4 protein-coding genes and 1 pseudogene are annotated in these 15,519 nt (G+C 69.1%); 2 read left to right on the forward strand and 3 right to left on the reverse strand.

Features of this window, described 5'->3' with window-relative positions:
- Positions 1 to 326: 326 nt before the first annotated feature.
- Complete coding sequence (locus tag OG963_RS42230; RefSeq protein WP_371800184.1) at positions 327 to 3,284, reverse strand: TIM-barrel domain-containing protein; 2,958 nt, start codon at positions 3,282 to 3,284, stop codon at positions 327 to 329.
- 76 nt (positions 3,285 to 3,360) lie between these two features.
- Between OG963_RS42230 and OG963_RS42235 the strand changes: the two genes are divergently transcribed.
- The gene (locus OG963_RS42235) at positions 3,361 to 4,053 is read left to right on the forward strand and encodes a hypothetical protein (protein ID WP_371800185.1); all 693 of its coding nucleotides are present in this window, start codon (positions 3,361 to 3,363) and stop codon (positions 4,051 to 4,053) included.
- 275 nt (positions 4,054 to 4,328) lie between these two features.
- On the opposite strand, the gene OG963_RS42240 is transcribed toward OG963_RS42235, so the two are convergent.
- Together OG963_RS42240 and OG963_RS42245 are read right to left on the reverse strand one after the other, a co-directional pair.
- The gene (locus tag OG963_RS42240; RefSeq protein ID WP_371800186.1) at positions 4,329 to 11,336 is read right to left on the reverse strand and encodes a glycoside hydrolase domain-containing protein; all 7,008 of its coding nucleotides are present in this window, start codon (positions 11,334 to 11,336) and stop codon (positions 4,329 to 4,331) included.
- Positions 11,337 to 11,864: 528 nt separating this feature from the next.
- Positions 11,865 to 12,197: pseudogene (locus OG963_RS42245) on the reverse strand (IS5/IS1182 family transposase); the annotation flags it as partial.
- A gap of 377 nt (positions 12,198 to 12,574) precedes the next feature.
- On the opposite strand from OG963_RS42245, the gene OG963_RS42250 reads away from it, so the two are divergent.
- Entirely contained in the window at positions 12,575 to 15,442 is a 2,868-nt protein-coding gene (locus OG963_RS42250) for an AAA family ATPase (RefSeq protein ID WP_371800187.1), read from the forward strand.
- The last annotated feature ends 77 nt before the right edge of the window (positions 15,443 to 15,519 follow it).

Consider the following 15,519-nt stretch of genomic DNA (forward strand, 5'->3'; position numbering starts at 1 on the left):
CGGCAGGCCCTGTGGGCCGGTTGGTCAGAAGAAGCCGACTGCCCCCTTGAGGAGACGCCTGGTTTGCGGTGCACACCTCCGCACGCCGCTTGCTGAGCGAAGAGACACATGGCCCTCGCACAGCGGAGCCGGCACCGCCCACATCCGATCGAATGGCTCGCCTCCGAAGACGCGTTCAGTCGAGCGACCTGCACCGCCCTCAGCCGCACCGGCTGATCCGAACGAAACGGCCTGGTTCCGCGCCACGGCGGCCGCCTGCGGATCGGACGCGCGTCGCGCCGATCTGCCGCGGCCGTCGTGGTTCTGGGCAGAGGCGGTTGCAGCTTCTACTGGTAGGTCACCGTGATCGGGGCGTGGACAGTGTGCCGTGGAGCGGTGATGTTCAGAGTTCCCGAGGCCGCGTCCCAGCGGTAAGCGTGCGGGGACAAATGTACGCCCGTGGCTGTGACGCGGGTGGGCTCGCTTCCCCCAATGATCGAAAGGGTCCACTGACGGTCTTTCACCTGACCGTGGAAGGAGCCCTTTGTGGGGCTGATCGACACCGTGTGGCGCCCGCCGGACTCCTTGTACCGGATCTCAGTGGTGGCACTGTGACCCGTGCCCGTGGTGGTCCCGTCGTCCTCGTACAGGCTGGCGGACCCCGAGGCGCCAGCAGCGATGGTGAGTGTGACGTCGGTGAGCGCGCTCCGGTCGTCATGGGCGACGTCGTGGCTTCGGGTGGGCATGATGCCACCGGCCTTGATGAACACCGGCATTGAGCCCAAGTCGGTGGTGACATCCTGGGTGGTGCCACCGGTGTAGGTCCTGCCGGTGAAGTAGTCGGTCCACCGGCCGGGTGGGAACCAGACCGAGGTCGTGGTGGAGGTCCCGGGAGTGGTGACGGGAGCGACCAGGACGTCGGGGCCGTAGAAGTACTCGCTGCCGGCGTTCGCGTACGCCTGCTGCTCGTCCGGGTACTCCAGGTACATGGGCCGGACGATCGGTACGCCGGTTCGGTTCGCCTCCTCGGCAAGCGTGTAGGTGTAGGGGACGAGGTTCTCGCGGAGATCGAGGAACTTCTCCGCCGACTCCTTGGCTGCCGCGCCGTACTGCCAGGGCAGCCGGTCGCTGTGGTTGCTGTGCAGGCGGTCGACGGGCTGGAAGGTACCGAACTGGACCCAGCGTGCGTACAGGTCGTCGGGCAGCTTGGTCGTGGTGCGGGTCTGCCCGCCGACGGTGTAGGTCTCCGAGCCCATCAGCCCCGTGGTGTCGTTGTGTCCGCCGATGTCATGGGTGATGGCGGCCATCCCTGTTGCGGCCGACTCGCTGGGCGTGTAGCCGACTTCGAGCTTCAGTGTTCCCCAGGTGGAGGAGGTGTCGCCGGTGAAGTGCACGGTGGTGCGCTTGTCCGCCCAAGGACCGGTGGGAAGCGCCTGCTGGCCGCTGTATCCGCCGGCCTGAAGGGAGCCGTAGGCGCGCGAGAGAACGAACCCGCGACCGAGGGTCTTGCCGGTGGCAGTGGCGTACTGCTGGTTGATCCACGCGTCCGGAGTCACCCCCGGCAGCGAGGACTGCGTTGCGTCACAGCACCAGTCCAGCCACCAGAAGTCGTTGCCCTGCTGGTCCATGGTCCGATGCAGGTCCATGTATGCCTTGAGCTGGTCGGGGTCGGCGAAGTCGAAGGTGTAGCAGTCGTGTGTGACGCCGGCGTCCCCAGCACAACCCCCCTTGGTCAGCTTGCCCTTGGCGGTCGACATCGCCTGGGCGAACTGAGGATCGGAGGCGAGGATGCTCGGGTGGACGTTGAGCGTGTTGTGCAGGCCCTGGGAAGCGGACCAGTCGAAGAAGCCCTTCGGGTCGGGGTACTTGGTGGAGTCCATCTCCCAGCCGCTCCAGGAGTTCACGGCCTTGAAGTCGGTGTCCGTGACCAGAACGTCGAGCGGGACGCCCTCGGACCGGAACTTCGGCAGGATTGTGTTCTCGTAGTCTGCAGCGGTGCGGTCGATGTACTCCGAGTACCAGACGCCGTACGCCCAGCGGGGGAGCAGCGCGGGTGGCCCGGTGAGAGTGGCCAGGTCGGTGAGCCCCTGCTTGTAGTCGTGTCCGTAACCGAAGATGTAACCGTCGCGGTACGGCGTGCCGTCGTGGTCGGGGCGTTGGGTGATCTTCTGTGAGGCGGTGTCGTAGAGCGCCGACGGGGTGTCGTCCAGCAGGTACCAGCCGTCCTGGTTGAGCACGCCGGGCGTGGTCACGGGGGCATCGCCGTTGCCCGTGACGCCGTCGAGTCCGCGGCGATACCCGCCGAGTGCCACGTGCGGCGGCGGAGCGGCGGACGTGGGCGCGGCCAGGGAGACGGTGTCCGCGTTCACGTGGCAGCTCGCCGCGTCAGGGCAGTTCAGGGTGATGTCGTTGGCTCCCGCTTTCAGCGTGATGGGCAGGGAGGCGGCTTCCCACGTGTCCCAGTTCGTCGTCGCGGGGAACGACAGGGTGTCGGAGACGCCGCCGGCGGACACAGAGGCGGTACGCGTCTCGTGCTTGCCGTCGCCGCCGACGCCGTTGGCATAGCGGACCCGGAGGGTGTATGTGCCGTCTGCGGGAACTCCCACCACGTGGGTGGTGAGGCTCGACCCCTTGTCGAGTTCGGCGACGAACCCGCTGCCGGCGTATCCCTTGTGGTCGGTGGCGCCGACTGCGGTTCCGCCGATTCGTGCGGCCTCCGTCTCGCAGCTCACGCCGAATCGGCAGTCCGTGATCGCGGTGCTGGAGACGGGCGGGTACGCGGCGCCGGCCTGGACCAGCGCGACACTGTCGATGTTGACGTTGCCCGAGTCCGACGCGGTACGGGTCAGTGTGAGCGTGTGGTGGCCCGCGCCGAGTTGGACGCCTGCGGAGGCAAGGCTCCAGGTGTCCCAGTTCGTCGTCGCCGGCAGGCTCACCTTCTGCTGCGCGCCGCCGTCCACGGAGAGGGTCAGGGTACGGGTCTGGGCCTGACCGTCGCCGCCGAGGGAATTGGCGTACCGAAGGTCGAACCGGTAACTACCGGCGCTGGTGACATCGATGTCAGCGGATACCGAGCTTCCGGTGCCCGTGAATCCGGCGGCGAAGCCGGTCCCGGTGTAGCCACGGTGATCGGATGCCACGGCGACTCCGCCGGCCTGCAGGCCCTCGGCCTCGCACAGGGCCCCCGGCGCACAGTTCAGGTGCTGCCAGGGGGTGGCGGTCACCGGGGTGCCGCCGGCCGCCAGTTGCACCGAGAGGTTCTGCGCGTCGAACTGGCCCGAGCCGACCTTGTACCGCAGGGTCATGGCTGTGGTTCTGATGGTGAGCCAGCCGCCGGACTCCCGGGCTGTGTAGGCGGCCGGGGTGAAACCGTCGCGGCCGATGGCGTTGAATGTCGGGGCGTCGGTGAACTTCCTGTCGCCCGCGTACTCGGAGCGAATCAGCGTCGGCGAGAGAATCTCGAAGCGGGCGTCGCCGGATGAGACGGTCGGAATTCGATGGCTGTGCGTGCCGTGTGCTGATGCGGATCCCGCACCGGCCAACGTCATGGCGGCGGTGCTCAGTACGGCGGCGAGACCGATCCACTTCCGCAGGGATCTCGATCGTCGCCTCGCCTGCCGAGGTCTCATGGGCAACTCCGTTCTCACGTCGGCCGGGTGGCTTGTCCAGGCCGCACCGGTTGCAGAACGCTGGAGCCGACAGCGTGCTGCAGTCCACGGCTTTCTATCGTTGAAAATCGTGCTTGCGGCATCACAACACGTCCACCGCGCCATGTACATGGGGGTGACTCACAACGTTGAAAATCGCATGGAGTCTGCTGTCGGCGAGACCGATCCGGCGAACCGTCGAGCCCTGCTCGTCGGTGATCTGTCGCCACACCCCATCTGCATGTCGGCGCTGGACACAGGGGCATCAAGTGCCGTGCTCGTTGCTCCGGCGACAAGCCGGAGGCGTCGAGCGCCCCCTGATGTCGAGTGGTTCGCCAACGTCGCCAGGCTCAATCTTCGTGGTGACTGTCTGAAGCCGAGCAGTCTCGATATCGGCACCGGCCTTGGTACGGTGGCCTGCGCGTGAGTGGATGAGTGCCAGCACCCGCCAGGGGGCCGGGTCCGGAGTGCGTCGCTGGTCAGGTGGTGGGGGCCTTGGAGACCGGGCTCCCCGACCGGCCGCGTCGGCACCCGGTGATGGAACGCCGTGAACGGCCACGCCGTCACGCCGACGGCCCCTCCGGGTGAACAGCAGTGGTTCACCCGGAGGGGCCGGCCGCCAATGGTGGTGCACCTCCCGACAGTCAGCGGGATCCTGCCGCGGTCGCACAGGGCACGGCTGGTCCGACGGTCATGTGTGCGCTATCCGCGAGGGATCCACATGGGCTGCCTCCACTCCGTCGCAGGCGCCCAGAATCCGGCGCCGCCGGCGAACCCTGCTCCGTTGCCTACGCGGTTCCACAGGTCGGATGCTCCGCTGGTGCGGTCACCGCCGTTGCCGCCGGCCGCGACCGGCCGGGCATCGTGGTCCGTGGGCTGGAACCCGACCGTGTAGGTCCGGGTGGCCGAACCGTTGGCCGAGGTCACCTTGATGGTGCGGGTGGTGAACCGGGACCCGGTCGACGAGAGGATCGAACTGCCCTCGGTGACCTTGACCCGCGCGCCGGGCTGGGCCGGTGTGGCGGAGAGGGCCGGGACATTCTTGTTCTTCGGCCAGTCCACGACGTACGTGGACACGGCCGGGTCGAACCCGTCGATCGAAACGCCTCCGACGGTGATCGCCTTGGCGTCGGCGACACCGGCCTTGGTGGCGTCCGAGAAGTTCTTCACCGTGACCGACCCGTCGGTGTTGACGACGACCTTCGCCGCCAACGCGGCCGCCAGGTTGATGCGTTCCCAGCTCGCTCCGCCGTCCGCGGTGACGTCGAGCGGGTACCCGGAGTCCGTCGCGGTCTGCTCGAGGATCTGGGTGCGCTGCTCGGTGGTGAAGCCCGGGAAGGCCGTGATCAGCAGGGCTGCCGCGTCGGCCGGCGTCTTGAGAGCCTGCCCGGACTTCCCGACCTGGGAGAACCCGTAGGTCAGGCGGCGCGTGTACAGGTCGACGTGCTGCGCCGTGCTCAGACCGGCGTAGGAGTCGCCCGCGCAGGCCGCGAGCGTGTCGCCGTATCCCTCCTTCTCGCACTGCGCGAGCAGCACGTTCTCCATTTCGGTGTGGGCCTGCGTCAGCAGCTTCTCGAAGTCGGGGTCGGCCCACCGGTGTGCCACGGTGGCCTGTGCGCCGATGCGTCCGCCCATGACGTCGAGCGGGTAGTGGAACCCGAGGACGATCCGGTTGTTCCCGTACTCCGAGGTGCGGGCGAGGATCGACGGTGCAAGCTCCGGCAGGAGCGTGGCGAGGATGGTCCCGGCTTCGTAGCCGCCGTAGGTGTGGCCGCTGGGGTACGAGCCGCTGGTGGTGAGGCTGCCGTAGGAGCCGTCCTGCGACTCGTAGATCTCGCCGCCGTCGCCGACGAACCCGAGCCGCACGTACGGGCGCAGGTAGCCGAAGTGGTCCTTCGCCGCTCCGCCCTTGTCGAGGCCCTTCGTGACGCGGGAGAACAGGGCACTGGTCTTCGGCAGCCGGCCGCCGCTCAGGGCGTCGTTGTAGATCTGGCCGAGCCGGGAGCCGAGGCCGTCGGCCATCGTGACGGTGGAACTGTTCGTGGCGTCGACCTCGGCCCGGTCCACCTCCTTCTGCGTCGCCGCGTTGTTGATGCGCACGGCGATCCGGTCGTTCTCAGCAGTGAGCGCGGTGCCGTGCGGCACTTTGGTGTTGGCGCCGAGGATGCCGGAGCCGAGGTCGTCGAAACCGTTGAGCAGGTCGTAGAAGTAGTCGCTCCCGTCGCCGGTCCCCGGCCACGTGTCCGAAGCGTAGGTCGCGTTCAACGTGTCGTCCGGGAAGGGGGACGGCTCGTACGCCGGGTCGGAGGCGTCCGCCGCGGCGGACGCCGAGGCGATCGCTGCGGAGTCGTCCGAGGTTCCGGCCAGGGTCACCGCGGTCACGGTGGCCGTGTGCGTCTTGGCCTTGCCCGCGGTCGTGAGCAGCGCCGTGTCCGTCGTGGCGGGAACGTGCGCGGTGGTTCCGTCGCCGAGGGCGACGGTGTAGCCGATGACCGGGAAACCGCCGTCGCCGGCCGCCCGCCAGGTCACGCGGACCTGCTTGCCGTCGGTGATCACATCCGTCACGGCCGGCTTCTGCGGCGTGCCGCCACCGATCACCACGGGTGCCGTGGCGGCGCTCTGCCGGGAGGTGCCGACCGCGTTCACCGCCTGGACGCGTGCCGTGTACGACCTGCCGGCCCGCAGCCAGGTGAACGTCGTGCTGCGGCTGTCCGGATCGCCGATCTTGATCTGGTGGCCGTCGCTGAGGGTGATCTTGTAGCCGGTGACCGGCGAGCCGCCGGTGTCCTCCGGTGCGGACCAGGCGACGGTCAGGCTCGTGCCTGACGAGGTCGCCGACACCGCGTCAGGAGCGGCCGGCACCGTCCTGGGCTTTGTGATGAGTGCGGACAGGGCATGGTGAAGCGTGTCGTACCGTGCGGTGAGGGTCGCGTCCGTCGACGTGCCGTCCGCGACCGCGGTCTTCGCCGCGGCGAGTGCCGCGGTGAACTCCCTCCACGACGCGTCCGTGTAGCGGTCGTCAGCGAGGGCCGACGCGGTCGCGACCAGGTCCTCCAGCTTCAGTCTCGGCAGAGGAACCAGCTGGTTGGCGGCCAGGGTGAGGCTGCGCGTCTGTGTGTCGACCTCGACCTGCGTGGCGTCCTCGGCGTCGGCGAGGGTGCGTGCGGCGTCGAGTTCGCGCCGGTACACACCGAAGTCGATCGCGTCGTACCGCTCCGCGTCGCCGGAGAGCCCTTCGTACTGGCCGATCGCTTTCCGCAGGGCGGCCTTGTCCGTGACGGCGGGCGTCTCGACGTGCTTGAAGGTGATCCGGCCCAGGTTCGCGACGTACGGGTGCGAGGAGTCCGGGTTCGTCGTCAGCCGCAGGTGGACGGCGTGCGTGCCGGTGATCGCCTTGGGCAGCGTCAGGCTCGTCGTCCCTCCTGAGGACCACGCGCTACCCGTGACCGGCAGCGGCACGGTCGCATACGGCGTGCCGGGGTCGGCCGCGTCGAAGGAGTCCAGGTAGAGCTGGACGGCTGACCCGGTTCCGCAGCGTGCGGAGTTGTTGACGTAGGTGATCGTGACGGTGCTCTTCGGGGAGTCACCGAAATCGATGTCCCCGTAGTCGACCCACGCTCCGTCGTAGGTGCCGCCGAGGTCGGTGGTGGAACCCGAGCCGGTCCAACCGACCGGCTCGCTCTTGAGGCCGCCGCCGCTGTGGGACCGGAACGCGGTGGCGTCGAACCCCACGGGGGCGCCCGCGTCCTGCGACAGCGTCAGCGAGTAGACATTGCCCACGTAGGGCTGGGCGGCGGTGTGCGTGCCGGAGACGAAGGCCGCGTACACGTCCTGGACGCCGGTGAAGACGTTCGGGTCGAGCTGCACGGTCGTGGTGGCGATGGTGCCCCAGCCCGATCCGGTGTAGTCGAGAGGGATGTCGACCTTCTTCGCGCCGTCCTTCGAGCCGAGGTGCAGTTCGATGTGCGAGTCCGACGCCGCGCGCGACTGGGGCTTGTCGTAGCGGACGGTGACGGTCTCGGCGCCGTTGCGGAGGTCGGTGTCCTTCCACTGCGCCCACGCGCCGTTCGTCACGTTCTCGAAGATGCCGCTCGTGAGCTTGAGCGGGAGCGAGCCGTCGCCGGTCACGGTGGTGTTCACCGCGGTCAGCGTGGTGAGCGTGGTCGAGGGCGACGAGGAGACCTCGTACGGCGAGAACTGGTGCCAGTCGAAGTTGGACACCCACTGCTGGCCGGCCGGGGCGTGGAACACGAACGTCGCGCTCTTCGCGTCCAGCAGGGCGTCCGGGTCGGTGACGGCGGCCTGCACCGTGGTGTAGTACTGCCAGCCGCCGGTTCCGGGGAGCTGGACGGTGGCGACGACAGGGCCGTCGGCGGCGCCGGCGTGGATGTCGACACTGCTCGGCTTCGCGTTCGTCGCCTGCGAGTTCGCGTAGCGGACGGAGATGCTGCGCGGGGCGACGCCGCCGAAGTCCAGCTTGGTGAACCGCTCCCACGATCCCTCGGTGACGCCGCCGAGGTCGCCGTCCGAGTTGTTCCGCTCGCTGACGAGGCTGGGGCCCTCCTTCTCGTCGGGGTCCTCGGCCTGCAGGACGGCGTAACCGCCCTCGTCGATGGTCAGCGCGTCGATGGCGGAGTGCAGCGCGTCGTCCGCGGCCATGATCGTGCCCGTCGCCGAGGTGGTGTCCGCGAGGACGGTCCGCGCGCGTTCGAGCGCCGACCGGAACAGACTCCAGGAGCCGTCGGAGTAGTTGCCACTGCGCACCAGGGACGCCTGGTCGACGAGCGCGCCCAGGGCCTTGCGGTGCGCTGCGGCGGCGGAGATGACGAGCGGGTCGGTCGGGGATATCCCGGTGCCGCTCACCGTCGAGGCCCGCACGCCGTGGGCGAAGGCCGCGTCGTGGAACGTGATGCCGAAGCGTGCGTCGACCTTCGCGGTGCCGGTGAGCGACAGCGTCGCCGTGCGTGAGCCGCTGACGCGCAGGTCCGCCGTGACACCGCCTGGCAGGCCGGTCACGGTCGCCGCCCCGGTCTTGGTGAGGCTGGTTCCCTTGCGGGCGGCGAAGGACGCCGGTCCGTCCAGGGTGAGTTTCACGCTGTCGTCGAGGGTGCCGTTCTCGGCGGTGGCGACGGTGCCCGGGTGGGCGGAGACGACGGTGTCGCCCTTGCCCGTTCCCGCGTCACCGTCACCCGTGTCGCCGCCGTCGGTGTTCAGCGAGTACGCGGGCTCCGTGTGGGCGCCCCACTGGGAGGGCTTGGAACCCATGGTGAAGTCCAGGGTCCCGCCGGAGATGATCTGGGAGTAGTCGAGCCACGTGTTGTCGAACCGCTTGCCGTTGAGGGTCGCGCTCTGCACGTAGTAGTTGCTCGGAGACACGCCGTCGGCCTTCACCGTGAACCGGCTGCCGTTGGCGTAGGTGATCGTCGTGGAGTCGAAGAACGGGCTGCCGATCTGGAACTGGCTGGAACCGGCAGTCACCGGGAACAGGCCCAGGGCGGCACCGACGAACATGGTCGACATGGTGCCGGCGTCGTTGTCCATGGTCGGCAGGAAGCCGTTCGGGGAGAGCTTGTAGACCTGGGTCTTGACCGGCGGGGTGAACTGGCCACCGGAGCTGGGCGCCTCGTTCGTGGAGCCCGTCGCGATGTAGCGGTTCCAGGTCGTGCCGGTGTAGATGGCACGTACCCACTTCTGCGTCAGGCTCGGCTCACCGACGTAGTTGAAGAGGTACGGGGCCTGCAGGTCGATCTCGTTCGCGTTGGAGTGCAGCATGGTCGATCCGTCGTCGACACTGGAGTCCTCGCCGAACATGTGCCTGACCGCGGCCTTGCCGGCCTTCTCGCCGCCCATGGCCTCGATGAGGCCGCCCATGTTGTACGCGTCGTACCAGTGGTACTGCCAGAGCGTGCCCTGGTAGAGGCCTGCCGCCTCGAACTTCTCGTAATCGGCGCTCTGCCAGTCGCCGTTCGCGGCGCGCGGGGTGAGCAGACCGACCTCGGTGCCGTCGGCCGCGGTCCAGGCGCCGGACTTCACGAGGTTGTCGATCGCCATCGTCGACCGGGTGCGGAGCTTCTTCGCGTCGTCCCTCTTGCCGAGCGCGTCGGCGATGACGGACAGCGCCCACTGGTCGTAGCCGCGCTGGACGGTCGTACCGGGATCCCCGGTGACGTATCCCTGTCGCAACTGCGCCCCCGTGTAGTAACCGGAGTAGGACAGCAGTGCCGGGTACGCCTCGTCCAGCCGGTCGAAGTTCTTGAAGCCCTTCGACAGCGCGTCGGCGACCAGCACGGCCGAGCGCTCCCAGCGCACGGTCGGCACGGAATGGGTGATGCCGCCGAGGCTCTTGCCTGAGGTACGCGTGTCGGCGAAGAGCTCGATCAGCGACTGGATCATGTCCCGGTAGGTGGCCGGGTCGATGTAGGCCTCGACGGAGTACTTACGGAAGTCGTCCCAGGTGGACCAGCCGTCGTAGTACGTGAACCCGTTCGCCTTGTGCACCGCACCATCGGCGCCGCGGTACGTGCCGCTGGTGCTGGTGGCGTTCACCGGCAGGGCGTACATGCGGTACAGGTGCGTGTAGAACTCCTTGGTGAGCGTCGACCCGGGGTCGGACTTCGCCGAGGAGCGCACCGCGACAGCGCCGAGCGCGCGGTTCCAGTCCGCCTTCGTCTGCGCGCGCGCCTGGTCGAAGGTGAGGTCGCCCACCTCGTTTTGCTGGTCGGTCGCGGCCTGTTCCGCGCTGATCGGCGACAGCGTGATGCGCAGTTCGATGTCGTTCCCGGCAGACTTGTCGAACCCGAGGACGGCGCCGGTGTCGGACCCGTCCTGCGTGGTCGCGTCGCTGAGCTTGCCGTCGTTGCCCCAGCTCTTCAGAGAGGTCACGGGGGCGTTCGTGGTGGCGTTGTAGTACAGCTGGTACGAGGCGCCGTTGAACGATCCTGCGATGAGCCCGGCGATCGAGGTGGTCCCGTCCGGGAGCGTCGTCGCCTTCATGGTCGAGCGGGTGCGGCTGGTGAAGTTGTTCGCGAGGTCGAGGACGAGCTCGGGATCCGACCCGGAGGGGAAGCTGTAGCGCTGCAGTGCCGTGCGCGTTGTCGCAGTCATCTCCGCGTCGATGGTCCCGGAGTCCTGCTTCACCGACGACCCGGTTCCGGAGACGGCGCCGAGCCCCACCCCGTAGTGGCCGGGCGTCGCGGTCTCGTCGTCGTGGCTGTACGCGTGCGCGTACGTGCTGGGGGCAGGGCGCTTGTCGTACTGCACGGAGGTCGGGACGACCAACAGGTCGCCACCGCCTCCCGAGCCGCCGACGCCGTCGAGGTTCGTCGCGGTGAACCCGGCGATGTGGTCCTCGTTGTAGTCGTACCCGGTGTGGTTGCGGTTCGGAGTTGTCAGCGGGTTGACCTTGGCCAGACCGTGGGGCGCCTGCGCGCCCGGCAGGTCGTTGCCGTCGTCGCCGGCGGTCGATACGAACGGGTCGACGAGCTTCGTGTAGTCCGCGCCGCCGGATGTCCCTGCGGACCCCGCGGATGTGGTCGGGACGGGCAGTGCTGCGGCTGTCACGCCACCGGCCAGTGTGGCGAAGCCGAGCGCGCCGGCGAGCAGCGTGGCGACTGCCGTGCGCAGTTGCCGACGATGCCTGCGGGCGGGTCTCGGAAGGATCACGCGAGGCGTGAGGACATGGGATCTGATGGGCACAAACGTCTCCAGCATCGTGATAAGCACGCACCGTCGAGGGAAAGACAACGTTGTCAAAGTGCGGGAGCATGCAAACGGCGGTGGGCATACGGGATCGCACCCGCCACGCTCACAGCCGTCCGCCATGAGACATGGAGAAGGCGTACAGGCGGCAAACAGACTTCGTACAGAAGGTACGGGGTCCCGGTCGCTGCCCGCCCGCGGAGCTCCTCAATCACCCTGACTCCCCGTTGGGGTTGGCGAACGGTAACAGGAAGGGTGCCGGATCGTCCGCACCCGGCTCAAGGCAATGTGTGGCGCGAGCTGATGAGCGTTGCAGCGAAACGTCATCACAGGGCCCCCTCCCGGCGCGTCGCCCGAGCGCCGCAGCCGGGCCCGCGTTTCCCTTGCAGGCAGCATGATCACCTGCCCCGAGGTCGACGATCCGCAGCGCCCTTGGCGGCACGCTTGCCGTCCGCCCTGCGGACCCTGCTGGCGACTCGGCGCCGGCAGGCCCGGCGCCTCGTCCAAGGGTACTGTCACGTGACGGTGTAACTGATCGTTTCAGAATGAGGTTCGAAGTCGTCTCAAACAGAGGATGGTGCAGGCGAGTTGGAGCAGGGCTCGGTGGAGGTCGGTGCGTGTCTCGTAGCGGATGCGGAGTCGTTTGAACTGGTGGAGCCGGGCGAAGGTGCGCTTGTCGACCCACCCGGGTCTTTCCCGGCCCGGAGCGGTGCGGGGTACCGCTCCGGGCGATCATCGGGGTGATCCCACGGGTGCGGATGAGACGGCGGTACTTGTCGAAGTCGTAGCCGCGATCGACCCGCGGGCCGCGAATGCGGGCACAGCGTTCAGGAGCGGCATGAGTTGGGTGACGTCGTGACGGCTTCCGCTGGTGCACCTTCCGCATGCCAGCCCTACGACACCACCTGACAAAGCCCTACTGGTGCCGCATCAGGCCGGGTTCGTGCCGCAGCCCGTACTCGGCCATAGCCGTGCCCCAGCGGCAGCACCAGTACCTACTGCATGACGTAATGCTGGGACGGGGCCGGGCGACACCGCCCCGACGCCCCAGGCGGACGGACAAGGCCGACGACGGATCCGGGCAGGTCTTCGGCCATGGCCTGATGGGCGGTCACGGCGACACCGCCCCGCGCGCCGGTGCGGCTACAGTTCAGCACTGGCGTAGCGGTGATCGACCGAGGGGGCGCGCGTTGGTCAGACGGGCCAGTACCGATGCCAGTCCGATTCCAGCGCTTTCCGTACCGCGGTTCGTGGGGCGGGACCGGGAGGTCGCCGCGCTCGGCGCAGCGCTCGGGAAACCGCCCGCCGTGGTCCTGATCGACGGTGAGGCGGGCATCGGGAAGTCCCGGCTGTTGCGGGAGTTCCTGGAGTCCCAGGCCGAGCGCGGGTGCCGCGCGATGGTCGGTGCCTGCCCGGAGTTGCGCGTGCCGTACACGCTGGGCGCGGTCGTGGATGCCGTGCGCGACGGCGTCGGCAGCGTGTCCGGGCTGCGGCTCAGCGGCCTGGGCGGTGCGCTGAGGCCGTTGTTCCCCGAGTGGGCGGACGACCTGCCTCCGGCGCCGGAGCCGCTGGAGGATGCGACCGCGGCCCGGCACCGGCTGTTCCGCGCCTTCGTCGAGGTGTTCAGCCGACTCGACGTGGGGGTGCTGGTACTTGAGGACGTGCACTGGGCCGACGAGGCGACCCTGGAGTTCCTGCTGTTCCTGGTCTCACGCCGGCCCCAGCCCGTGAGCGTGGTGGTGACGTACCGCCGGGAGGAGGTGCCGCCCGATTCGCTGCTGTTGCGGCTCACCTCCCGGTTGCCGGCCGACGCGCACCTGGTCAGGCTGACGCTGAAGCCGCTGGGGATCGCCGAAACCGCCGCCTTCGTCTCCTCGATGCTGGCCGACGACCATGTATCGGCCGAGTTCGCGGCCTTCCTGCATGCACGAACGGAAGGCATACCACTGGCGGTGGAGGAGTCCGTGCGGTTGATGCACGACCGGGCCGACCTGATTCGCCAGGACGGCGGGTGGGCGCGGCGCCGGTTGGACCGCATCGAGGTGCCGCCCACGATCCGCGACGCCATGCTTGAACGCGTCGGGCGGCTCCCGCACGATACCCGGACGGTCCTTTACGCGGTGTCGGTACTCTCCGGCCCGGCTGACTACGTGACCCTGAAAGCGGTGACCGGCCTGCCCGAAGACCGGTTCACTGCGCAGGCGGCCGACGCACTGGGCTGCGGCCTGCTGCATGAGGCCGGGCCGGGGCAGTGGTCGTTCCGTCATTCCCTTGCGTGCCACGCCGTGTACGAGGCCATGCCGGCCCATGAACGGCGTGCCATGCACCTGCGTGCCGGCCGGGCGCTGGAGGGCCGACCGCTGCAGCCGGTGGCGCAGTTGGCGAGGCACTTCCGGCTGGCGGGCGACGTCGAGGCGTCGTGCCGGTACACCGAGCAGGCGGCCGATCTCTCCACGCAGTCCGGTGACGTGGCCACTGCGGCACTGTTGCTGCACAGCCTGGTCACGAGCGTCGCCCTGCCGGCGGAGCCGCTGGTACGACTGGTGATGAAGATTCAGTTCCAGGCGCTGTCCGGCTCCGACCCGTACTCGAAGATCATCAATTCGTTGCAGTCGGCCCTCGGGATCCAGGCGCTGACGCCGGAACAGCAGGCACTGGTCCGCTTCCAGATCGGCCGGGTGCTCATGGTGGCGGGAGAAATCGAAGCGGGCCGGCTCGAGATATTGAGAGCCGTGCCCCACCTCGCCCCGGACGCACTGGAGGCGGCGCGAGCGCGTACCCTCCTCGCCCTGCCCCTCGGGAACGCACGGCCGGTCTCGGAGCATCTGCGGTGGCTGCACGAGGCACCCGCAGTGGCAATGTCGATCGCGCCCCACCACCGGCTGCTCCTGTCCGTGGAGCGCGCCTTCGCGCTGCTCATGCTCGGCGAGGAGGCCGGGTGGACCGCGGCATTGCAGATCCCGGACGAACCCGTCGATCCCCGGGCGGCGTCCATCGTCGCGGCGGGCCACACGAACGTCGGCGAGGAGGCGATGCGGTGGGGACGGTACGACGAGGCGGGGGAACGACTGGCCAAGGCTTTGGCACTCGCCGAGCGCTACGAGCTCCTGGACAGCTTCGACAGCATCGCCTCGTCCCAGGCCCACCTCGACTGGTTCACCGGTGCCTGGGCTGGACTGGCCGATCGGGCGGCACGGCTGGTCAACGATGACGACAGGGTGCGGCTGAAGGACCGTTGCGAGGCAGCCCTCGTGGCGGGCCTGCTGCAGGCCGCCGCCGGTGACCGGGAGGAAGCACAGGAGCGACTGCGCTTCGCAGGGCGAGACGACCAGCAACGCATCGAGGCCGCGGCTGCGCTGGCGCAACTGTGTCTGCGCGACGGCGACGTCGACGAGGCGCTCCGCCTCACCGAGGGGCCGAGCGAGAGCACCGTCGGCACCGGAATCTGGCCCCGCGCCGTCGAGGTCACCCCGGTCCGGGTCGCGGCTCTGGTGGCCGCAGGCCGGCTCGGCCCCGCCGCCGACCTGGTGACCGCCTTCGAGCATGCCGTGGGCGACAAGGACGCTAAGGCGCCGCAGGCGTCCCTGGTCCTGTGCCGCGCGATCCTGGCCCAAGCCGAGGGCCGGCTCGCCGACGCCGCGGTGCTGTTCGCCGGCGCGGCCACCGCATGGGAGGGTCTGCCGCGCCCGTACGACGCTTTGCTCGCCCGGGAGCACCACGCCCACTGCCTGCTCGCCGACGGTCGGCACGAGGTCGGCCTGCCCGTACTGTCCGACGTCTTGCGGGGGTTGTCGGCCCTCGGCGCCCACAATGACGCCGACCGGGTGGCGCGGTTCCTGAACGGGCGAGGGTGGGAGACCCAGGCACGAGGCCGGGGCCGGCCAAGCTACGGCGACCGGCTCTCCCCGCGCGAACTGGCGGTGGCCCGCCTGCTGGTCGGTGGCCGGACGAACCGGGAGATCGCCGAGGTGCTGGTGGTGTCGACACAGACCGTGGCCAGCCAGCTGAAGTCAGCCATGCGCAAGCTGCGCGTGACGTCGCGGACCGCGCTCGCCATCAGAGTCGTGGAGTTGGGCCTCACCGGCGAGCAGGGGCGATCGCCGGCGGCCGACGAGTAAATTCCACCGCCGTCGCCCGCGGACGAAGAAAAGCGCCTGCCCGAGCGAGCGAATAATTCCCGCATCTGACCAATCGA

Origin of the sequence: Streptomyces sp. NBC_01707 (assembly GCF_041438805.1) — a bacterium.
Taxonomy (GTDB): Bacteria; Actinomycetota; Actinomycetes; order Streptomycetales; family Streptomycetaceae; genus Streptomyces.